The sequence below is a fragment of the Paenibacillus monticola genome, from assembly GCF_009664975.1.
Lineage (GTDB): Bacteria > Bacillota > Bacilli > Paenibacillales > Paenibacillaceae > Paenibacillus_AQ > Paenibacillus_AQ monticola.
In genome coordinates this window covers 199145-221019 of record NZ_WJXB01000010.1, presented here as the reverse complement: position 1 = coordinate 221019, position 21875 = coordinate 199145, and the positions used below count along the sequence as shown (strand labels likewise).

18 protein-coding genes are annotated in these 21875 nt (G+C 47.3%); 13 read left to right on the top strand and 5 right to left on the bottom strand.

All coding sequences use genetic code 11. The annotated features are described in order from the left end of the window. Positions 1-410 precede the first annotated feature (410 nt). Entirely contained in the window at positions 411-2861 is a 2451-nt protein-coding gene (leuS, locus tag GJB61_RS22550; RefSeq protein ID WP_154121279.1) for a leucine--tRNA ligase, read from the top strand. Positions 2862-2944: 83 nt separating this feature from the next. On the opposite strand, the gene comER is transcribed toward leuS, so the two are convergent. Then, complete coding sequence (gene comER, locus GJB61_RS22545; RefSeq protein ID WP_154121278.1) at positions 2945-3799, bottom strand: late competence protein ComER; 855 nt, start codon at positions 3797-3799, stop codon at positions 2945-2947. Positions 3800-3963: 164 nt separating this feature from the next. Here comER and GJB61_RS22540 point away from each other — a divergent pair, with 164 nt between their 5' ends. The 4 genes from GJB61_RS22540 to GJB61_RS22525 all read left to right on the top strand — a co-directional run bounded on the left by GJB61_RS22540 (position 3964) and on the right by GJB61_RS22525 (position 8420). Further along, complete coding sequence (locus GJB61_RS22540; protein WP_338116033.1) at positions 3964-4488, top strand: ComEA family DNA-binding protein; 525 nt, start codon at positions 3964-3966, stop codon at positions 4486-4488. Between the two features lie 105 nt (positions 4489-4593). Then, positions 4594-5112: a deoxycytidylate deaminase gene (locus GJB61_RS22535; RefSeq protein ID WP_154121276.1), complete on the top strand. Its 519-nt coding sequence runs from the start codon at positions 4594-4596 to the stop codon at positions 5110-5112. Between the two features lie 123 nt (positions 5113-5235). Further along, on the top strand, positions 5236-7881 hold the full coding sequence (locus GJB61_RS22530) for a ComEC/Rec2 family competence protein (protein WP_338116032.1): 2646 nt from the start codon (positions 5236-5238) through the stop codon (positions 7879-7881). Between the two features lie 110 nt (positions 7882-7991). After that, positions 7992-8420: a hypothetical protein gene (locus tag GJB61_RS22525; RefSeq protein WP_154121274.1), complete on the top strand. Its 429-nt coding sequence runs from the start codon at positions 7992-7994 to the stop codon at positions 8418-8420. A gap of 145 nt (positions 8421-8565) precedes the next feature. Here GJB61_RS22525 and GJB61_RS22520 read toward each other — a convergent pair whose 3' ends face one another. The 3 genes from GJB61_RS22520 to GJB61_RS22510 are packed head-to-tail and all read right to left on the bottom strand — an operon-like array spanning position 8566 to position 13095. Continuing rightward, entirely contained in the window at positions 8566-10368 is a 1803-nt protein-coding gene (locus tag GJB61_RS22520; RefSeq protein WP_154121273.1) for an ABC transporter ATP-binding protein, read from the bottom strand. Further along, positions 10322-12061: an ABC transporter ATP-binding protein gene (locus GJB61_RS22515; RefSeq protein WP_154121272.1), complete on the bottom strand. Its 1740-nt coding sequence runs from the start codon at positions 12059-12061 to the stop codon at positions 10322-10324. The genes GJB61_RS22520 and GJB61_RS22515 overlap by 47 nt, the downstream gene beginning before the upstream one ends. Positions 12062-12087: 26 nt before the next feature. After that, positions 12088-13095 carry a LacI family DNA-binding transcriptional regulator gene (locus GJB61_RS22510; RefSeq protein WP_338116031.1) on the bottom strand — a complete coding sequence of 336 codons (1008 nt, stop codon included), beginning with the start codon at positions 13093-13095 and terminating at the stop codon, positions 12088-12090. Between the two features lie 174 nt (positions 13096-13269). Between GJB61_RS22510 and GJB61_RS22505 the strand changes: the two genes are divergently transcribed. The 3 genes from GJB61_RS22505 (at position 13270) to GJB61_RS22495 (ending at position 15987) form a co-directional block, all read left to right on the top strand. Then, on the top strand, positions 13270-13809 hold the full coding sequence (locus GJB61_RS22505) for an RNA polymerase sigma factor (RefSeq protein ID WP_154121271.1): 540 nt from the start codon (positions 13270-13272) through the stop codon (positions 13807-13809). After that, the gene (locus tag GJB61_RS22500; RefSeq protein WP_154121270.1) at positions 13806-14873 is read left to right on the top strand and encodes a hypothetical protein; all 1068 of its coding nucleotides are present in this window, start codon (positions 13806-13808) and stop codon (positions 14871-14873) included. The genes GJB61_RS22505 and GJB61_RS22500 overlap by 4 nt, the downstream gene beginning before the upstream one ends. Positions 14874-14970: 97 nt before the next feature. Next, complete coding sequence (locus GJB61_RS22495; RefSeq protein WP_154121269.1) at positions 14971-15987, top strand: LacI family DNA-binding transcriptional regulator; 1017 nt, start codon at positions 14971-14973, stop codon at positions 15985-15987. A gap of 105 nt (positions 15988-16092) precedes the next feature. Here the strand turns inward: GJB61_RS22495 and GJB61_RS22490 are convergent, their stop codons facing one another. Beyond that, a complete protein-coding gene (locus tag GJB61_RS22490) occupies positions 16093-17034 on the bottom strand; it encodes a sugar kinase (RefSeq protein WP_154121268.1) in 942 nt (313 codons plus the stop codon). Between the two features lie 363 nt (positions 17035-17397). On the opposite strand from GJB61_RS22490, the gene GJB61_RS22485 reads away from it, so the two are divergent. The 5 genes from GJB61_RS22485 to holA all read left to right on the top strand — a co-directional run bounded on the left by GJB61_RS22485 (position 17398) and on the right by holA (position 21821). Continuing rightward, positions 17398-18039 (top strand): bifunctional 2-keto-4-hydroxyglutarate aldolase/2-keto-3-deoxy-6-phosphogluconate aldolase, encoded by a 642-nt coding sequence (locus GJB61_RS22485; RefSeq protein ID WP_154121267.1) that lies wholly within the window; start codon positions 17398-17400, stop codon positions 18037-18039. 221 nt (positions 18040-18260) lie between these two features. After that, entirely contained in the window at positions 18261-18497 is a 237-nt protein-coding gene (locus GJB61_RS22480) for a hypothetical protein (protein ID WP_154121266.1), read from the top strand. A gap of 260 nt (positions 18498-18757) precedes the next feature. Then, complete coding sequence (locus GJB61_RS22475) at positions 18758-19306, top strand: RNA polymerase sigma factor (protein WP_338116030.1); 549 nt, start codon at positions 18758-18760, stop codon at positions 19304-19306. Next, positions 19303-20508 carry a zf-HC2 domain-containing protein gene (locus tag GJB61_RS22470; protein ID WP_154121265.1) on the top strand — a complete coding sequence of 402 codons (1206 nt, stop codon included), beginning with the start codon at positions 19303-19305 and terminating at the stop codon, positions 20506-20508. Before GJB61_RS22475 ends, GJB61_RS22470 begins: the two co-directional genes overlap by 4 nt. Positions 20509-20801: 293 nt before the next feature. Next, positions 20802-21821 (top strand): DNA polymerase III subunit delta, encoded by a 1020-nt coding sequence (holA, locus tag GJB61_RS22465; protein ID WP_154121264.1) that lies wholly within the window; start codon positions 20802-20804, stop codon positions 21819-21821. Positions 21822-21875: the final 54 nt, after the last annotated feature.

Genomic DNA, 21875 nt, shown 5'->3' with positions numbered 1-21875 from the left:
CCGATGTTGTATATAATGTTGGGGAATATTACGATATAATCGTGATCATAGTTATTCGATGATGAGGAGTATTAATTCGTCAGACCGTTATTGCAGAGAGCCGGCGCACAGGTGCGAGCCGGTAACGGACTCACGAATGAACTCACCTCGGAGTAATGGCGTTAGACATAGGATCAACCGTAAGCTTGGCTTGACGGTTCTCTGTGACGAACCGCCGTCGCCTCACCCCCGCTAAAGGGTGCAAAGTGAGTGGCAGAATAAAGTATATTCAGCCGCTAACTAGGGTGGTACCACGGGAATTTGAACCTCTCGTCCCTAGCGATAATACGCTAGGGATGGGAGGTTTTTTAGCGTATTGGTGAGTGAGTAGAACCTTCACGAATTAGCAACACTCCAAGGAGGAGCATAAAATGAGCGACAATAAGACAAACAGCGTACCCGCTGTAGGCTACCAGGCTCAGAGCATTGAGCCGAAATGGCAGAAGTTCTGGGACGATAACAAGGTGTTCAAGACAGTTGAAGAACCGGGCAAACCCAAATATTATGCATTGGATATGTTCCCGTATCCCTCAGGTGCAGGGCTGCACGTAGGCCATCCAGAAGGATATACAGCAACGGATATCGTCTCCCGCTATAAACGAATGCGTGGATTCAATGTGCTGCATCCAATGGGCTGGGATGCTTTCGGGCTTCCTGCAGAGCAATATGCGATGGATACCGGACAGCATCCGCGTGAAATTACAATTAAAAATATTGATAATTTCCGTCGCCAGATTAAATCGCTGGGCTTCTCCTATGACTGGGACCGCGAGATCAGTACTACCGATCCAGGATACTACAAATGGACGCAATGGATATTCATCCAGCTGTACAATCGGGGTCTGGCATATGTAGCAGAAGTATCGGTGAACTGGTGTGAGGCGCTAGGAACAGTACTCGCAAACGAAGAGGTCATAGACGGCAAAAGCGAGCGTGGCGGTCATCCCGTCGTCCGCAGACCTATGCGCCAGTGGATCTTAAGAATTACACAGTATGCAGAACGGTTGCTTGAGGATCTGGAAGAACTGGACTGGGATGAGAGCATCAAGGATATGCAGCGCAATTGGATTGGCAAATCTACCGGTGCAGAGGTAACCTTCGCTATTGAAGGTTATGATGAAACTCTGGAGGTATTCACCACTCGTCCGGATACTTTATTTGGAGCCAGTTATTGTGTATTGGCACCGGAGCATAAGTTAGTAGACATCATTACAACGGAGAGCCAACGTGCAGCAGTGGCAGAATACCGCGATAAAGCTTCACGCAAAAGTGATTTGGAGCGCACGGATCTGGCCAAGGATAAATCAGGAGTATTCACTGGTGCTTATGCGATCAATCCGGTAAATGGAGCACAGGTTCCGATCTGGATTGCAGACTATGTGCTAGCTGGTTATGGAACGGGAGCAATTATGGCAGTTCCAGGCCATGATACACGCGACTGGGAATTTGCGAAGCAGTTCGGCCTGAAGATTATCGAAGTGGTGCAGGGCGGAAACATTGGAGAAGAGGCATATGCCGGTGATGGTCCGCATGTAAATTCCGGGTTCCTGGATGGTCTAACCAATGTCGAGGGTATTGCGAAGATGATTGCTTGGCTGGAAGAGCAAGGAAGCGGCAAAGGCAAGGTTACCTACCGCCTACGCGATTGGTTGTTCAGTCGCCAGCGTTACTGGGGAGAGCCGATTCCGATTCTGCATCTCGAAGATGGCACAATGAAGACAGTACCGATAGATCAATTGCCGTTATTGCTGCCAGACGTTGAGGCTATCAAACCTTCAGGCACCGGCGAATCGCCACTTGCTAACGTAACGGACTGGGTCGAAACCATCGATACGGAGACTGGAATGAAAGCGCGGCGTGAGACGAATACCATGCCACAATGGGCAGGCAGCTGCTGGTACTACTTACGTTACATTGATCCTGATAATGACCAAGAGCTGTGTTCTCCAGAGAAGCAAAAGGAATGGCTTCCGGTAGACCTGTATATTGGCGGAGCAGAACATGCTGTACTTCACCTGCTCTATGCCCGCTTCTGGCACAAGGTATTGTATGATATGGGCGTAGTAGCTACGAAGGAGCCTTTTCATAAGCTGGTGAACCAAGGTATGATTCTTGGGAACAACAACGAGAAAATGAGCAAATCACGCGGCAATGTCATCAACCCTGATGAGATTGTTGGAGCATTCGGTGCAGATACGCTTCGTATTTATGAAATGTTTATGGGGCCTCTGGAAGCTACCAAACCTTGGAATGAAAAAGGTGTAGAAGGGATTCACCGCTTCCTGTCGCGCGTATGGCGTCTGTTCGTAAATGAGGATGGCAGCCTGAGCAGCAAAATCACTGCAGACGGCAGTAGTGAGGAATTCAAGCGGACCTGGCACAAGACACTTAAAAAGGTAACCGAGGATTTCGAGCTTCTACGCTTCAATACGGCGATTAGTCAATTGATGATCTTCATTAACGATGCTTATAAACAGGACACCTTGTCCCATGCAGCGGTGGAGAATTTCACGCAGATGCTGTCGCCGCTGGCACCGCATATTGCTGAAGAGCTGTGGCAGTTGCTGGGTCATGAAGGAAGCATCAGCTATGTGACTTGGCCAACCTATGATGAGGCATATACGGTTGATGCTGAGGTTGAAATCGTCCTGCAGGTCAATGGTAAAATCGTACAGCGCGTTATGATCCCGCAGGATATGGGTCAAGATGAAATGCAAGCCTTCGCTCTGGCACTGCCAAATGTAAATGCCGCAGTTGAAGGTAAAACCGTACGCAAGATTATTGCGGTTCCCGGCAAGCTTGTTAATATAGTAGTGGGTTAAGCGAAGAACGCAATTCTACCCGCAGCAACGGAGTAATCCGTGCTGCGGGTTTTATTTTTAAATATGGACAGGCTTAATTTCTTTTAACGATCCAGAGGACTCTCAACAATGATGCCGCTATGTCCGAATTGCAGATCAAGCTTGGCTACATCCTCATCGTATTTGTCATGAGTAGTCGTGATCAGGCGTTCAAATACGCCTTCCAGACTATTGCGCAAATGGTTCAGCGCTTCTGCTGTAATACCACCGCGAACAGCGACCCGTTCCTGCAGTTCCTGAGGAGTAAATTCACCTTCAGTTAGCAGTTTGCCTGTTCCGAGCAGCATTTCACCTGCCAGCCTGCTGATCAGCATTTCTTCAATTCCGGTGGCTTCCACAGCTGCTTCAATCCATCGTTCAATGAAATAGCTAAGAAACGCAGGTCCGCAACTGGAAAAATCAGAGGCAATGCGCGTATGTGTCTCGCTTATTTCCAAGGGGACACCTATGAAAGACAGGAGATGCAGCAGGACTAGCCTGTCTTCTTTATTAAGTCTGCTGCCGAATACGCAAAGTGAAGTCCCACTCTTGACGCAGTGTGTGATGCTGGGGATGACTTTGGCAATCTTAGACGGCAGAACGGATTCCAGATGGTACAGCTGAACCGGACTGGTGATGGATACGACAATCTGCTCGCTGCGGAGACAGGAGCCGATTTCATCCGTTAGTGCCTTGAATTCTAAAGGCTTTACACATAAAAAGACGATATCACTTCCGGCCGCGGTGTCATGGTTGCTCCCGCATATTGAGAGGCCAGGATGGCGATCAGCAAGCTGCAGCAACCGTTTCGGACTGCGGTTGCTGGCAAGGACATCCTTCGGCTTCAGTGCACCCGAAGAAAGAAAGGCGTCGATCAGCAGGCTGCCCATACTGCCTGTTCCGATAAATCCCACTTTCATCCTGTGGTTCCCTCCTTTCTTGTTTTGCATTGTGTTTTTTTACTTTTATTGACATGAATTCTCTTCGTTAAATGTATGCAGGATAGCCTTGGACCATGACAGGTTTTGGTTGAATAATTGAAGGAGATTGTTACAGATGCTTGATCTTAAAGGAGGAGCACATTGTGAACAAGGGAACTATAGTTTGTGGAATCGCCGCAGCTTTGCTGGGGAGCGGCCTGTTATGGGCTGCGGGCAGTAGGGAAGAAGCCGGTATTTCCGGCTGGAAGACACTAAATGTTAGTATGGAGCAGGCCATTGGCAACACTGATTCGGAGACTAAGGCTAAGAAAACCGAGCAGGAGTCCCTGCCAGCCGTCAGTCGAGCGGAGGTTGGGGGAATTGCTGCAGTGAAACCGGCGGAATCGGCGGTGAGCACTGGGCAGCCTGTGGCTGCAGGCGCAAGTGGAACGGTTTCCACAGTAGTGGAACTGGCCAAACCTGCAGTCACACAGGAAGGCATGGTTAATGTAAATACAGCGGCATCTGCTGAGCTCATGAATTTGCCGGGCATCGGCGAGAAGAAAGCTCAAGCCATTATTGATTACCGCAATAGTAAGGGGCCTTTTCACAGTCTGTCTGACTTGGGTAAGGTAAAGGGAATAGGGACTAAAATGCTAGAAAAGCTAAAGGCGCTTGTCCTATTTTGAACGGAAAATTAGTGGTAAAGGTTACGCAGATAGATGTCCTAGTGAAAGCGCGCGGTATTATGCTACAATAGTTAACAACTATTTACAAGAAAATGGAGATTGATAATGACAGTGGCCTATCGAAAGAACTGGGATACTTATTTCATGGATATTGCCTGTATGGTCTCCACTCGTTCGCGTTGTCCCCGCCGCCATGTTGGTGCAGTGCTGGTGCAGGGCAAGAAGCTGCTGGGCACAGCATATAATGGAGCGCCGATGGGGGTTCCAGACTGCTCGGAAGCCGGATGTATGGTCTCAGAGCAATATGAGCGGGAGATTGTAGACGGTGTAGAGACGATGGTGATGAAGCAGCGCTGCATTCGTACGATTCATGCCGAGCAGAATCTTCTGCTGTTTACGGACCGGAGCGACCGGGAAGGCAGCACCGTCTACGTTACAGACGAGCCTTGCTGGACCTGTGCCAATATGCTGGCGAACAGCGGGATTGTGGAGATTGTTTATTATCGTCCGTATCGTAAGGATATGGAAAAGGTTCGGGCAATGATGGCTGTCAAGGGCATTGTGTTCCGCCAGCTGGAAGGCTACGAACCGCCGCGTGAAACGATGGTTAGCGTAGCGGAGTAATTGAACAACTGAACAATTTAATCACAAATGAACCGGGGAAGAACCTCTGTGCACGCGTAACAATCGCGTATGCAGAGGTTCTTTTTTTCGTTTCAGGAATGGAGTAGGAAAGGAGGTAAAAGCTTGAAGGAGAGACTATTGTTAAGCTTCGCGGTGTGCTGGGTTATCGGAAGTGCAGCCGCCTGTTTATTCTCCGGCAGCCAGCTGATGTGGGTCTGGAGCGGATTGCTGTTGTTGCTCATGGTCTTTGCTATATGTGGAAAGCTAAGCTGGAAATACATGGTGGTATTAGGAGTAGCCATCACCTTAGCGGGTTTCTATTGGGAGTGGAATGAGGAGCGTAATCTCAGTACACTTCCCGTAGCGCTGTCGCATACAACTGCTGAGCTGAATGAAGCCTCCGTGCAAGCCGCTGGGGTGATTATTTCCAGCGTGGAACGGGACGGGGACCGGGTTGATTTTATGGTGAAGCTGTCGCAGCTGGCTTTAAATTCGGAAGAAGGTAGACCCCCAGCCACTGCTATGAATGAATTAAACCGAAAGGAACAGGGAGAGCTGATCGCAGTTCAGGTCAAACTGCAGGTCGAAGAGGAGATTGCAGTAGCCGCCCAGTGGCAGAGGGGAGATCAGGTTGTGCTTACGGGAGTGTTGGAGCAGCCAGCCGTAGCGCGTAATTTCGGGGGCTTTGATTACCGGCAATACCTGCATACGAAGAAAATTCATTGGCTGCTGAAGCCGGAGGGGACGGCTAGTGTAGAGGCTACAACTCCATCAAACTGGAGTCCGCGAATGCTTCTACGTTGGAATGACAAGGCTCGCGTTGCCCTTGGGGCAGAGCTGGATCATTTATTTGAGAAGCGCCATTCCGGCTATATGAAGGGGCTGGTTATCGGCCTGCAAGATGATCTTGATCCTGAAACGTTTCAACAGTTCTCACAGCTTGGGCTCACGCATATTTTGGCAATTTCAGGGATGCATGTGGCAGTCTATGTCGGTGTGCTTTTGTTTATATGGAGGCGTTGTCGTATGACCCGGGAAACCGCGCTGACGCTTACTTTAGTGTTGGTCCCTCTATATGTGCTGCTCTCCGGTGCGGGGCCATCTGTGGTCCGTGCAGGGCTGATGAGTATGATTGCTTTATTAGCTGCGCGGTTAGGTGTGTTAGGAGACGGTTTGAATATTCTAGGGGCGTCAGCACTGGTTATGCTGATCTGGAATCCGTATTTGCTGCTTAGTGTCAGCTTTCAGCTTTCTTTTCTGGTGACGGCAGGGTTGATGGTGTTTGTACCGTTGGCAGAGCCTTTGCTGAGAGGACTGCCCCGCTGGTTGAGGAGTGCCGTCTCAGTCACTATGGTCGCGCAGTTTGTCTCGTTTCCACTGACTATTTATTACTTCAATCAATTCTCATTGCTGTCTTTTGCCGCTAATCTAGTGCTTGTTCCCTTTATCACCTTCATTATATTGCCGCTTGGAACACTAGCCCTGTTATGTGGAAGGTTGTGGGACCTTGGCGCGCGCTTGCTTGCTCATGTGACGGAGTTTTTGAATAACGCCACCTTCAGCGCTGTGGAGTGGATAAATAGCTTCTCTAGTGGCGTAATGATCTGGCGTTCGCCTTCATTGCTGTGGATATCTGCATATTATGTCCTGTTCTATGGTTTGCTTCATGCTGCCAAGCTGCGGACGGAGACCCGTTATGCTCCGCAATATATGGAGGACGAGACCAAACCGTTGGAGGGGCTTTCCTTACCGGATAGCCGAAAGGGAGATATCGGGAGAGTTCGGTATCCTTTTGGGACTCAGACTACTGCACGTTGGAGCGGATTGGTTGTGCTGTTGTGTACAGTAGCTTTAGGGATATTGCTATACAGAGGATACCAGCCGGAGAACCTCTCGGGGGCAGGTTCGATAAGTTATCTAGATGTCGGACAAGGCGACAGTATCCTGATTACAACACCTGAAGGAGCCCATATTCTTGTCGATGGCGGAGGGACCGTGAGTTTTGGTACAAAAGAAGCCTGGCGTATCCGTCATAGCCCCTTCGAAGTGGGTGCTAAAGTTCTGGTGCCCTTGCTCAAGAAACGGGGCATCCACCGCCTGGATGCGCTTATTTTGACTCATGGAGATCAGGACCATGCCGGAGGGCTGCAAGCGGTACTGGAGGGAATTCCTGTCTCGGCACTGCTGTTTAACGGAACCATCGCCGATCGGGAGCCCTACAAGAAACTAATGAGCACAGCCCTTGCGGCTAATGTCCGGTTATATGGCGTGCACCAAGGGATGTCCCTTGCTCCTGATGGTGCTACGGAACTGTCTTTTCTGTGGCCAGAGTCACCAGAGTCGCCAACCCCAACCACTGGACAGTCTGAACTCCCCATCGTCGAGGATCAGAATCATGAATCTGTTGCCTTTCGGCTGGAGATGAACGGACGGAGCCTTTTGTTCACCGGCGATATGGATCTGGAAGCGGAAGAAAGTATTATACAAACGGCCAAGCTGAACGGAATCAGCAGCGGTCCGCAGATTGATGTGCTAAAGGCTGCTCACCATGGGAGTAAAAGTGCAACGGGCGAAGAATGGCTGCAATTCTGGACGCCCACTGCGGCGGTAATCTCGGCGGGGGTCAATAACTCTTACGGTCATCCGAATGGAGCTGTATTGGACCGATTAAAAGCTACCAATACTGCGGTGTTCCGAACCGATTTGCAGGGTGAGATTCAGATGGGGGTGCGGGAACAAGCGATTACAGTGCGCTATAAGCTGAGGTAATTGGAGAGTGGAGTTGAATCCGTTAGTGCTGGTTGTATACTAGAAATATATCAGATCTTTTAGTTAATTATTATTGGATACTATCCAAATATTTATGAAAGGAAAAGGCTATGATAAAAAAACTATCTTACCCATTAATGGTGTTCTCCATTCTTCTTACAGCATGTTCTTCCAAGGATATTACTATAAATCAAGGAAGTATCTCTTCTCAGGTGAATGATACTACGCCTGTAATATCGAATGTTAAAACTAACTTTCCCAAAAAAGATGGTTGGTACGTAGTCCCTAAGAACAGCGGCGAACTGGATGTTTCCGTAAATGCCACAAATGTGGAAACGATTCTTTTTTGGGCGGTTCCAACGGGTACAGAAGCTTGGGGAGAGAGAGAACTTATCGGTTACGATATAAATGGAGAAGATGGTTGGAATCTAACCTGGAATATATCTGAGACATCATTGCATCATCGAATTGCTATCCAAGCATTAGGGAGCGATGGGAAAACAATCACCAATGAAACGATACAAATTACTAACGAATAGATCACGATTTTGTCTTACAAAGAAATAAATGCAGTGAAATGATGAATGGCTTCAATAATTCTTATGGTTATTCGAATGCAGTTGTATTGGACCGATTAGAAGCCAATAATACTGCAATATTCCGAACTGATTTGCAGGGTGAGATTCAAGAAGAGAAAGCATGACTTCTGCTTTCGTTCAGCAGCTTGGCATAATATCCACCTTGCTCAAATAGTTCGCGGGGATGGCCTTTCTCAGCGATCCTACCCTCTTTCATGGCGATAATGAGATCGGCTCCGGCAATCGTGGATAGTCGGTGGGCGATGATCAGGGTAGTTCGGCCGTTTGCGATGTTGTCGACCGCTTGCTGGATCAGCTTTTCAGTGTGGGTATCAATGTTGGCAGTTGCTTCGTCCAATACAAAAATAGCCGGATTATGGGCAATGGCTCTGGCGAAGGAGATTAGTTGCCGCTGGCCCGCGGAAAAGGTGCTGCCCCGTTCGGTGACCGGTTCAGTAATCCCTGCTGGGAAATCCTTGACGAAGGATTCGGCGCAGGAGGCTTGTAGCGCATATTGTACGGCCTCTTCGGCAATGTCATCGCCTAATGTGATGTTGTCGCGGATCGTACCGGAGAACAGAAAGACGTCCTGGAGTACGACGGACACATTCCGTCGCAGATCGTCTAAGCGGATATCGTTGATGTTAACTCCATCGATCAGAATTTCGCCTTTCTGCACCCGGTAGAAGCCGTTGATCAGGTTGATAATGGTTGTTTTGCCTGCGCCGGTTTCACCGATGAATGCGGCGGTCTGGCCTTTTTTAATGACAAAACTTACGTCCTTTAGCACCCAATCTGTATCGTTATAGGAGAACCATACATGCCGGAATTCAATGGTGCCGTTTAGGCGCTCCATGGGGAGTCCGCTATCCGTATCCTCCAGAGAATCTTCTTCATGGATTAGCTCAAAAATACGTTCTGTAGAGACGAGCGCTGACTGAATGGAAGTATACTTGTCGGCAAGGTCGGCGATAGGGGCGAAGAACTGCTTGATATACGTGGTGAACGCATATAATACGCCGATCTGCAGCATGCCGCCGGAGATTTTACCCACGCTGTACCAGACCAGAATGGCAATCGCCAGACTCTGGAACATATCTGAAGCGGGCTTGAGCACGCTGTTCAAGCGGACTTGGATTAGCGTCGTTGCGAAATATTGCCCGTTCAGCTTGAGGAATTGTTCCTCCTTCTCCTTTTCCGCACGGAAAATTTGAATAACTTTCATTCCGGAAATACTCTCGGCAATAAAACCGTTGATTCGACCAATGAAATGTTTCATATAGAAAAAATTCTTTTTGATTCTATTTTTGATATAAAAGACGAGGAAGACAATCACTGGAATCACGGTGAAAGATACAAGTGTAAGTGATAGGCTCAACGATAGCATAATATAGACAATCCCTATCAGCAGCATAATATCTTTGACGAGGGTAATTAGAACATCTGTATAGAACTCGGTAATTTCGGACGTGTCATTGGTTGCCCGTGTGATGAGGCGGCCGGAGGAGGTGCGGTCAAGATACGGAAGTGGGAGTCGCTGGATGATCGAGAATACATTGACCCGCAGTTGGTGGACCAGACTTTGTCCCGCTTTGCCGACTATCAGCGCTTGGATATAGGAGGAAGCTCCGCCTGCCGCAGAAACGGTTAAATACAAGAGCGCCAGACCGCCAATCGAATCGAGACCATGGGAAACAGAGCGGCCGATTAGAAAATGGTCGATCACCCGCTGCAGCAGTAAGGGCTGGATCAGGAAAGCCGCATTTACGACAAAGACGCAGAGGCAAGCGAGCAACAGTTGAGGGGTGTAAGGCTTCGATAACCGCAGCAGTTCTTTCACCGCTCCCGTCGCAGCTTTTTTCTCAACTTGCTGGGAGTCCGTCTTCTTGCTGGGTAGTGTAAATATCATAATACATTCCTCCCTTCTTCAGCAGTTGTTCATGTGTTCCTCGTTCCCGGATCAGGCCTTTATCGAGCACAATAATCTCATCGGCTTCCAGGATGGCCGAGATCCGGTGGGAAATGAGGATGTTGGTCTTGCCTTTCCGTGTTTGCCGCAAGCTGTTAAGGATATGCCCTTCTGTGACGGCGTCAACCGCGGACAGTGCATCGTCCAGAATAAGGACCGCAGGGTTTCGGATTAATGCGCGAGCTATAGCCATCCGCTGTTTCTGGCCGCCGGAAAGGTTAACGCCACGTTCTCCCAGAATCGTGTCATATCCATCAGGGAACCCGTCAATACTGTCGGCAATAAGACTAAGCCGGGCCGCGTTCTCTACTTCGTCGTCGTTATAGACGTCCTTGAAGAAGACAATATTCTCTTTGACGGAGGCGGCAAAAACAAACGTCTCCTGCGGAACAAAGGCGAAGCTCTCCCGCAAAATCTCCAGTGCATATTCGTTGATATCCTGGTTATCAAGTAGAATTTGTCCGGAATCCACATTGTATAAACGGAACAATAAAGCGGCCAGCGTGCTTTTGCCGGAACCAGTTGGACCGATAATTCCTAATGTATGCCCTTTTGGCAGCTGCAGCGAAATATCCCGAAGAGCGGGGACCTCGGCTCCTTCATATTGAAAGGTCAGATGACACAGCTCAATATTACCCGACGGCTGGACTCTTAGCGGATTTGGAATATCGACGATATCTGGTGGAATGGATAGGATGTCATGCAATCTTCCCAGGGAGGCCATGCCGCGCTGGAAAATCGTTACGACCCTTCCGATGGACACAATGGGGCTGGCAATCAGACTTAAATATCCGTTGAAGGCGACAAAATCACCGATGCTAATGTTTCCCCGCAGCACCATGCGGCTTCCGAAGACCAGATTTAACACAAAGCAGACTGCAAAACCGAATTCAATTAAGGGTGGAAGCGCAGCGGAAACTTTGATGAGATCCATGTTCGATTGCAGCATACGGGAGCTTAACCCGCTGAATTTCTCCATCTCCGAATGCTCCTGAACATACGCCTTGATTACCCGGATGCCAGATATGTTCTCCTGAACTCGGTCGGAGATCAACCCAAATTGCTCTTGAACGGTTCTGAACCGCATCTGAATCTTACGACCGGTGAACAGCATGAGTACGATAATAAGCGGCAGAGGGGACAACGTTATAAGTGTTAGTCGGACATCAACCGTGGCAAACATGAAGTAAATGGAGGAGAGGCAGAGGACGATTCCGTTAAAAGACATCGCGGTTGCTGGGCCAAAGGTCATACGGACGGCGGAGATGTCGTTGATGGCGTAAGCGATCAGATCCCCGGTTTTGCGTGTGTTGTAGAAAGAGGGAGAGAGCTTTAACATATGCCGGAATAGTTCTTCCCGATAAAAGCATTCCAGATTACGCGCGTTCGCGATAATCATATTTCTCCAGAGGAAGGTACAGACAAAGACGCCAACAGCGATGAGTGCCATCCACGCTACCAGCACCAGCACCTGCCGGGTTTCAAAACGGCTTTCTTTCATCAGATCAACAGCGCTGCCAAGCAATTTGGGGAACAGTGTCTGAACAAAGGAAGCAGCGAACATAAACATAAAACCAGCTGCGTAACTATATTTGTGATCTTTGAAGAAACGCAGCAAGACAGAAGATTTCATAACAATTCCACCTTTAAATCCGTATGTCACAACCCTCTTACGGATTCTCTTTCCACAAGAGTGCTTAATACAGCAATATTCACTGAAGGCTGTTCGGGAGCGGCAAGTCGTTGCAGCAATGTTGAGACTACAGTTCGGCAAGAATATTCAATATTTAAATCCATGGTGGTCAGTGGAGGCTGTGAGAAAGCCGAGACTTCCGTATTTCCGCTGCTGAGAATCGAGACATCTTCTGGAACCTTAATGTTGTGCTCATTGAGCACCCGCATCAGCTCGACGGCGGTGAAATCATGATCGCATATAAAAGCGGTTGGCAACAGGCCACCCGTAATAAGATCGGACAACCTTGAACGGAAAAGTTCATCCACCTCAAAGAACAGCGACTCATCTACAGGCAAACCCTGCTCTTCCAAGGCCGAAGTGATACCGGTTAGCTTCTCCTTATTCCGATAAAAGCTGCGTTTGCCGATAAAACCAATCCGAGTATGGCCTCTGTCCATCAAATACTTGCATTGTTTGTAGCCGGCATTGAGGAAGCTGAACCATACACTGTCGTAATCATAAGCCGGTGAATAGCCGGTAAAAAAAATAAGGCTACGTATATTTTGATTAATTAAAGCGACGTAATCTAGATTGAAACTGCCGATGAAAATAACACCATCGAACTTGAAGCCTTTACTCAACCGGTAAGGAAGAATCAGCTTATTCTGGTTCTCCTTGTCGAGGAACTCTATGCTGTAATCGGTATTTGCTTTCTGCAACGCCTGCTCAATTCCCTGCATCATGTAGCTGAAATTACTGTTGTCGTGCTCATAAGGTTTCTGGTGCAGTACCAGAATACGGGGCGAAACCTGCTTCTTCAGCTTGATGTAGCCCATTTCTGCGGCCTTTTCCACAATTTTCTGCTTCAGATCATCGCTGATTCCGGGTTGCCCGGTTAAGGCGCGGCTAATGGATACAGGCGAGAGGCCCATCGCTTTGGCAATATGTGTGATCGTTACTTTTTTAGTTTTCAGAATAATCCCCCGATTCACTTTGCTCCTGTTATTATAATCATCTATTAAGCGTAAATCAACGAAAAAAGATACGTAAAATAACTTAATTTATTGCGCAAAAAATATTATTGAAATAATTTTAGTTCCGAAACGTAAATAGAGGGAACTTTTTACAGCTTCGGAAGTCTTATTGGGCAAGAGGTGAGGATACATATGTCAAGTGATGAGTTGCGGTATGCAGCAGCATACGCGCCTGTGATGACACTGCGGGAAATGATGGATACATACGGGCCGGATGTGTGGAATTATGCTTACTTCCTAACCCGCAGCCGTGAGCAGGCGAATGATATCAGCCAGGAGGTGTTCCTGAAGGCGTACCGAAATATTGGAAAATACCGTGGCCAGTCTTCCGTGAAAACTTGGCTGCTGACGATCACCAGAAATACGGCCTTCAGCTGGAGCAAAAACAGCTTTTGGCGCAGATTCATAACGCTTGGTGATCAGCCCTTAGCAGTCAATGCACCTTCTGCAGAACAAGAGGCGCTCGGTAACCAATATGCCAATCGGATCTGGGAGATCATTATGGAGCTTCCGGACAAAAACAGAGAGGTGTTGGTGCTCGATCTCCAGCACGGTCTGTCTATCGCTGAAATGTCCGGACTGCTGGGTATCGCTCAAGGGACGGTGAAATCACGTTTGGCCCGGGCCAGAGACAAGGTTAGAAAGATCATCGAGGAGGAGGAGCAGGAATGAAGCGCAGAACAGATGAAGAGAATCATGTAATGATCGGGCAGACGGATTGGTATGCCCAGGCAGGCAAAAGACCGTTCCGTGAAGATGGTTTCACCCTTGCGCTCATGACGCAGATTGAACAAGCAGCAACAGCAGGCTCAATTAAGACGCATAAGCGATTCCGTGTACGCAAAAGTTTTGTCTTTACTGCGCTGGCGATGCTCCTTCTATTAGGTACTCTGATTTGGCCGTTCCGTGAATGGCGTAATGGACATCTCGCCTCATCACCGTTAACCCCTTTTCAGGCCGCAGCTCCAATGCCTACTGTTACGCCAACCGCAACAGGTAAGGATTACGTACCACCCATTGGTTCAGCGGAGTTTGAGTTCAGTGGCAAGAAGTATTATATGCCTCTGCCGCTTGATCGGAATAAAGAGAGAGCGTATGCTGCTGAAACCTCGGCGGGTATCATCTGGTCACCGGCACCACCAGTGGTCAATTATACAAAGCCCAAGTATACACATCCAACTGAGCCCTACACTCTTTATTTGAGCCCCAAGGATCAGCCGGAATTATCAGCAGCAACAGCACTCAGGGTGTATACTTATCCGCTTTATGCGGGTGGGGCGCAGTCCTATTATGATTTAGGGACAATTTATGGTGTTGGGGATTATGCTTTGATAATAACAGGCACATTTACACTAGGTACTAACAAAAGAACTGAAGCGGAGCTATCTTTGATTGATACTAGAAAGGTATCAGCGAGTAAGGTTGTTGTGCCTAGAAATTTGCTTACTTTTGATTCCTCACTCAGCTTGTACAGATCCTATTTAGCTATTGATAAGCAGAATGAAGAGCTCTTGCTTGTCAATTACACCGATAATAAGAAAGGTGGCTTTGATCAGCATGCTAAGTTGTATGATCTGGAATCCGGCCATATACAGCAGCTTGATTCTGTAATTAGAATTGATATAAATGGAACTGTAGAAACTGTTATTTACGAAGTGAAAGGTGAGAAGCGTACAGCGGAGATGGGTATGAAATTAGGCCAGCAATGGTATCTGGATCAATTTGAACAGCAATAAGGTATTTGCTTGTTACTTTATCAGTAGATAATTTACTAAAAAAAAGCTATACTTTTTGATAAAGTGTTTTTCTTTAGAGAAGAGTGGAGCGGAAGAGATGAAAAAGCTGACGATTGAAGACGTAGCCCAAAAGGCGGGAGTGTCCAAAAGTACGGTCTCGCAATTTTTGAATAAAAGATATAAATATATGAGCGAAGCGACAAGGAACCGCATAGCTGCGGTGATTGAAGAACTGAATTATAAGCCTAACGGCCTGGCCCGCAGCCTGAAGCAGAATCGTACGCATATGGTGGGCATCATTGTCGCCAATATTGACTATTCACTGTCGATCCAATGTATCCGGGCGATAGAGAATGAACTGCAGCGCCACGGAATACAGGTGATTATTTGCAATGCGGATGAGAATGCGGAAAAAGAGAACACTTACGTCGAAACGTTGGTAGCTCGTCAGGTGGATGGTTTGATCATTTTCCCGACAGGCAATAATCCGTCTGTCTACTGCCGACTGATCGAAGCTCAATATCCGCTTGTGTTTATGGACCGGCTGGTTGAAGGTGTAACCACGCAGAGTCTGCTGCTGGACAATGAAATGGCGGTTAAGATTGGGATTGGAGAGCTGGTGCGGCATGGTCATGAACGAATTGCGCTGGTGACCCTTCCGCTGGGAGAACATGGAATTACGCCTCGCAAAGAGAGAATAAGCGGGTACAAGAAAGCGATGGAGGAGGCGGGACTTACTCTGCACGAAGGATATGTATGCAGCGTGCCAAAAGAAGAATTGGCGGCCGAATTGGAACGTCTCTTGGAGCTGCCACAGCCTCCTACCGCACTGTTGGCTGCGAATGATATCGCCCTGGCGGAAATTTTGAAATATGCGAACCGCAGGTCAATTTCCATTCCTAATCAGCTGTCTGTCATTGGCATTGATGATGCGGAGTTCGCTCATATTTATAATCCGGTGATTACGACGATCCGCCAGCCAGCTTATGAGATGGGAATGCAGGCTGCCAAGATTATGCTTTCCTGTATCGAGGATAATGGCTCTTACGTACCTATTACCTACCGCTTCCCTCCGGCTTTACAGCAAGGTCAATCCGTGAAATCGCCTCAATAAGAGAGATAAAACGATTTATCAGATCCCATAACAAACAAAAGAACCAGTCGAACACTTTCGTGTCCTTGACTGGTTCTTTTAGTCTGTAACTATAGTCTATACTTCCTAGTTCATAAATTTCGCAAGACCTTCACGGGTTGGCAGTCCATCCATGTCGCCAGGGGACATAACCGCTAAAGCGCCGATAGCATTTCCGCGTTTCACGGCTTCAGCTATTGGAAGCTTTTCCAGCATGGCGCTGATTACTCCGACAGCAAAACCATCGCCGGCCCCCACAGTATCAATAACCTTCTCTACTTTGAAGCCTTGTACATATCCTTCTTGTTCAGAGGTTTTGTAATAAGCGCCTTCAGGACCCAGCTTGATTACAACGAGAGAAGCACCACGCGCTAGATAATAGGCGGCAATTTCTTCTGGCGTATCCAATCCGGTGAGGATTCTGCCTTCGCTAAGTCCTGGCAAGAACCAGTCACAGCGAGTAGCAAGATCATTAATGGTATTCACCATCGTTTCGGTATCAGGCCATAGGGTTGGACGAAGGTTAGGGTCGAGGGAGACCGTTTTTCCTTTGCTTTTCATAAAGTCCATAGCGTGAATGGAGAACTCATGACAGCTCTTGGAGAGTGCGGACGAGATACTCGTTACGTGCAGGTGTCCAGCGGAAGCGAAATAGGATTCATCAAAATCAGCCAAGCTAAGCTTGGAGGCGGCGGAATTTTTGCGGAAATATTCGACCTTGGGATCACCGGTTAGTACCTTCGATTTGATCAACATGCCTGTGGAATGCTCTTTGGTATAAGTAATACTGTCTGTATTAATATTCTCTTTGTTCATGGCTTGAGTAATAAATTCTCCGAAGTTATCTTCACCAAGCTTGGTAACATATCCAGTTGGGTGTTCGAGACGAGACAAGCCTGTAGCTACGTTACTTTCTGCACCTGCAAGCGCTTTTGAGAATGAAAATACCTCAGACAAGGGTCCAGGTTCATTCGCATAAAACATAGCCATTGCTTCTCCAAAAGTAACAGCATCCAAATGTTTACTCATATAAATTTCCTCCTAAATTTTTATACAGTTAAGTTTTGAGCATACTAGTATAAAATAGTTTATACTTTGAAATTATCATATAAATCGGTTTTGTACAATAAGACATTGCTTAATAAACAAAATTGACTTGTGTGATGGAATTTAATTATATTTGTATAATCCCTTTATATATAAGGGGTTATACGTTATTTCCTACAAATTCATCAACATGTTCACATAAAAATATATTGACTGTTGGCGACATTATTATTACTATTTTATTAGTGGTATTATATTGTGGTTAGTAAATTAGATAAAAAAGTTTATCTAATATAATATGCTGTACTTCAATAATAGAGGTAACTAAGAAAGGGAGTTCAATTCATGAAGAAGATAAAAGTTTTGCAAAATGTAATGTCGGTTGGTGTAGTAGCTGTTATTCGTGCTGATAGTGCTGATGATGCTTTCAAGATGTCCGTAGCTTGTATTGAAGGCGGCCTGAACAATATTGAAGTAACTTTTACTACGCCGGATGCGGATGTAGCCATCAAGAGACTGGTTGCAGAATATGGAGATCGCGCAGTGATTGGTGCAGGCACAGTGTTGGACCCGTTAACAGCAAGAATTGCTATTTTGGCAGGCTCTGAATTTGTAGTGAGTCCATCCTTTGAAGAAGATACGGCGAAGATGTGTAACCTGTATGGTATTCCGTACATGCCTGGCTGTTTGACACTGGGTGAAATGAAAGAAGCGCTGAAGCTCGGGGTAGATGTGCTTAAGCTGTTCCCAGGCAGCGCTTTTGGCCCTGATTATATCAAAGCAGTTAAAGGACCTATGCCACATGTGAACATTATGCCTACAGGCGGCGTGGATCTGAACAATATGGGACAATGGATTGCCAACGGCTGTATCGCTGTAGGTATTGGCGGCAATCTTACGGCTCCGGCCAAGGAAGGCCGTTATGATCTTGTAACTGAGCTTGCTGCGAAGTATGTAGCGAAGTTTAAAGAGATAAAGGGCGTTTAAGCACTTCTTCATCTAATATAAGCGAAACCCGATTTGGGCGACACAATTATATATAGGCTGTGAGACTGATTATTGTCAGTCTGCAGCCTTTTTGATTTTCAGATAATAAACTATATAATAGAAGACGGCTGTTCCATAGACTAATCCCTATGAACAGCCGTTTGGTGTAGGGAGAATCCGAAAGCGATATATCGCCTATTATCCTGCCGGGAGTGAGAAAAATGCCTGATTACAATGACGAGACACTGTATCAAGCTGCCAATCAAGAAGATGCCCGATATGTAGAGATTAGCCGTGCCGCATTTGGCTGCAAGGTGACAGAAGGCCAGATCTACAAATTGGAGAGAAACTTTAATAATCCGTATATCTTTGAGCGCGGAGAGGCCTATATTATTGATGATGAAACTAAGGAGAATTATTCTGTGTTTCTGCTCTGCAAGACCGTTCTATATAAATGAACAGATGTCATGTCTATTTTCAGATATTTTATGTCATTTATGTAATAAAGTTACCTATAAAGAGTATTTGAATGATTAGAGCATCCCCTGTATGATTAGTAAGGATTATTGAACGATCCCAACGAGCCAGAAAAGCTGCAACCTTGGGTATAGCTTGACGTAACTTGTAAAGTTTGGAATTCTAAAAATATTGATTATAGAGTTGCAACAAATTCGCAGTCTTGCGCGTCAGTAAGATTGCATAGAGAGGGGGAACCTTCGTGGTGGAGCAGGTACTCATCAGAGCCGCTCAAGCGGGCGATCGCGACGCTCTAATCACCCTATTGCGGGAAATTGAAGGGCAGGTATATAAGACGGCCTTTTACATTTTGCATAATGAACAGGATGCACTTGATGCATCCCAGGAAGCCTTGATCCGGGTATATACCAAAATTGGTTCCTACGAGGAAAAGGCCCAGTTCAAAACGTGGGTTCAGCGTATCGTTACGAATATTTGCATTGATAAATTCAGAAGAACCAAACCTACAGTTTCTATCGATGAGCACGAAATGGTGTTCAAGGATAAACATAATGTGGAGCGGGAAGTGTTATCTACTTATTTGGCGCAGGATATACAAGAGGCGATCGATGAATTGCCGGAGCATCACCGTACGGTGATCGTACTGCGCTATTTGCAGGATTTTTCTTACAACGAGATTGCAGACTGTCTGGACTTGCCTCTGAACACTGTGAAATCCTACCTGTTCCGGGCTAGACAACAGCTGCAGAATAAACTTCAGGAGTACCAGAAAGGTGGTGTATCGGGATGAATTGCGCGGAGGTGATGGAATGCATGCACCGCTATTTGGATCATGACTTGAGTCAAGATGAGATGATTGAAATGTTCCGTCATATCGACGATTGTCCTTCCTGCGCGGATGTCTTTGATCGTCTGACCATGCTCTCGCAGCAACTGGAGCACTTGCCGGACGTGAAAGCCCCTTTCAGTCTGGTGGACTCCATTATGCCTCAGCTTGATGAATTGGATCGCGGTAGCCGCGAGCAAAGTGGTGCTAGTTCTGGAGAGCAGGGCATGATTCCTTTTTCACGTAAAAGCGCTCGTGGCAAGATGACGAAAGGGAACTCAATGGCATCACGGACAGGCATTGGCGCTGTTGCAGCTGCTGTTATATTAATAATAGCTTTGTTTAATATGCCTGATAAAATGCCTGGTGCAGAGGTAGAACAACTAACTAAAAGTGCAGCGAGTTCAGCTGACAGCAGTGAAGCCGCTCGTAAGATGGATTCTGGATCTGCCAATACTGCAGATGGAACCAATATGGATAGTAACGATAAGGGAATGTTTAGTACTGAACAAAGCCCGATGCCGGCAGTTGAAGGGGATACTGCCCCAGCTGTCGCAGCAGGATCGAGCACACCGGCAGTTACACCGGAAGCAAGAATGGGGGCAGTACCGGCTAAGAGCGATGAGCCTGTGTCTGATAAGGTAGCTTCCCCAACTAAGCAGACTCCAAAGAGTACCGATGCAACTCCGCAAGCCACTGATGCGAGTGCCTTCAACAGCTCTGAGGCTAATCCGAACAAAAGCGAGCCGACAGCGGAAAATAACGCTGCGGCGGATACAGCAGCTCCGCTTCAGGAGACTATGAAGGTTCCTGCGGATCCTCAAGGAATAATGAGCATGTTGCCGAACCTAGTTTCATCACAGCCATCATGGACTTCCCCTGACGGACGCTACGCAGCAGAACTTGCTGGGCAGCAGCTTGTTATTTATAGTCTTGCGCCTAATGGGTCGGAAGAAGGGAAGCTGGCAGTGACTTCTTATCCCCTCTCTGGGACATGGGTTTCTGGCGAATGGTCGCCGGATAGCTTGCAATTTACGTATGTAACAGAGCAAGCTGGTGCCGAGGTTACGAAAGTATATATTGTACAGGCTGAGGCGGCTACTTCTTCACCCACGCCGACGGTAACACCTGGCAGTACTACGTCTCCTACATCGTCCACAAAATAATCTCGAGGTGGAACTTTTTGCTCAGTAGCGGAATATGCTATAGTAAGAGGACAGGAATTTGTAATTACAGGATGTGCAGAACATCGGTATGACCGTCGGCTGGGGAGTTTCTAGAGCTTCTCACACCGTCGTTTATATAGATGCGCCGCTGAAACGGGGAAACTTTGGCCATGGCTGCCGGAGTTTCTCCGTTTTTGCATTTGTTTACACCCACATTTTTGTTACAATGAGGCTCTGGATAAATGTAATAGGGATCAGCTTAGATGAAATGAATTGGAAAAGGAAGTGGCGTGATGGATGCCAAAACGGCGATCAAAGACATCAAGCAAGGAAAGATTTCGCCGATCTATGTTCTATACGGCAGTGAGAAATTTCGGATGAATGAATTTGCGGAATTGCTGGAGGGACAGTTGATCGCAAAAGAGGATCGTGATTTTGCGGTGATCCCTTTCGATCTTTCGGAAACACCAGTTCAATCTATAGTGGAAGAAGCAGAGACTGTTCCATTTATGGTAGAGCGTAAACTGCTGTTGGTTCGGGATGCCTCGCTGTTCACAGCGGGTAAAGAAAATGCTAAGCTTGAGCATCGTATTGATATCTTAAGTGAGTATTTGCAGCACCCTACCGATTTCAGTGTGATCGTGTTTATGGTGAACAACGACAAGCTGGATGAGCGCAAAAAGATTGTCAAAGCTGTCAAAGCCGCCGGAACGGTACTGGCCTTTAATCCTTTAGGCGCTGAGGAGCTACTGCGCTGGGTGGAGAAGGGAATCCGTGATCGTGGCTGCACAACTGCACCTGGTACAGCTGAAGCTCTGATAACGAGTGCAGGGACAGGCCTGCAGGGCTTATCCGCTGAGATGGACAAGCTCTGTCTGTTCGCTGGTACAGGGGGAACGGTCAATGCAGCAGCGGTAGAAAGTCTTGTCCATCGTGGCACAGAAGAGAATATCTTCACACTGGTGGAAGATATTGCTAATCTGCGCCTCGACAAGGCGCTCAATACATTGAATGAGCTGCTCAAGCAGCGCGAGGAGCCGATTAAGATTGCTGCGTTGGTCGCCCGGCAATTCCGGATTATTTTGCAGGTCAAGGATTTATCAGGACATAGCTATTCGCAGGGTCAGATTGCCTCACAAATAGGATTGCATCCTTATGTTGTCAAGCTTGCTGGTGAACAGGCCCATAAGTTTACAAGTGAGCGGCTGCGGCAAATATTGAGTGCCCTGGCCGATCTTGATTATCAAATGAAGACAGGTGCGATAGATAAGGTTCTGGGGCTGGAGTTGTTTATGCTGCGTTTGGGTGCCTAGATCCTAGACAACAAGCCTGCTCGGTGCTGCTTAAGCAGCACCAGCAGGCTTGTT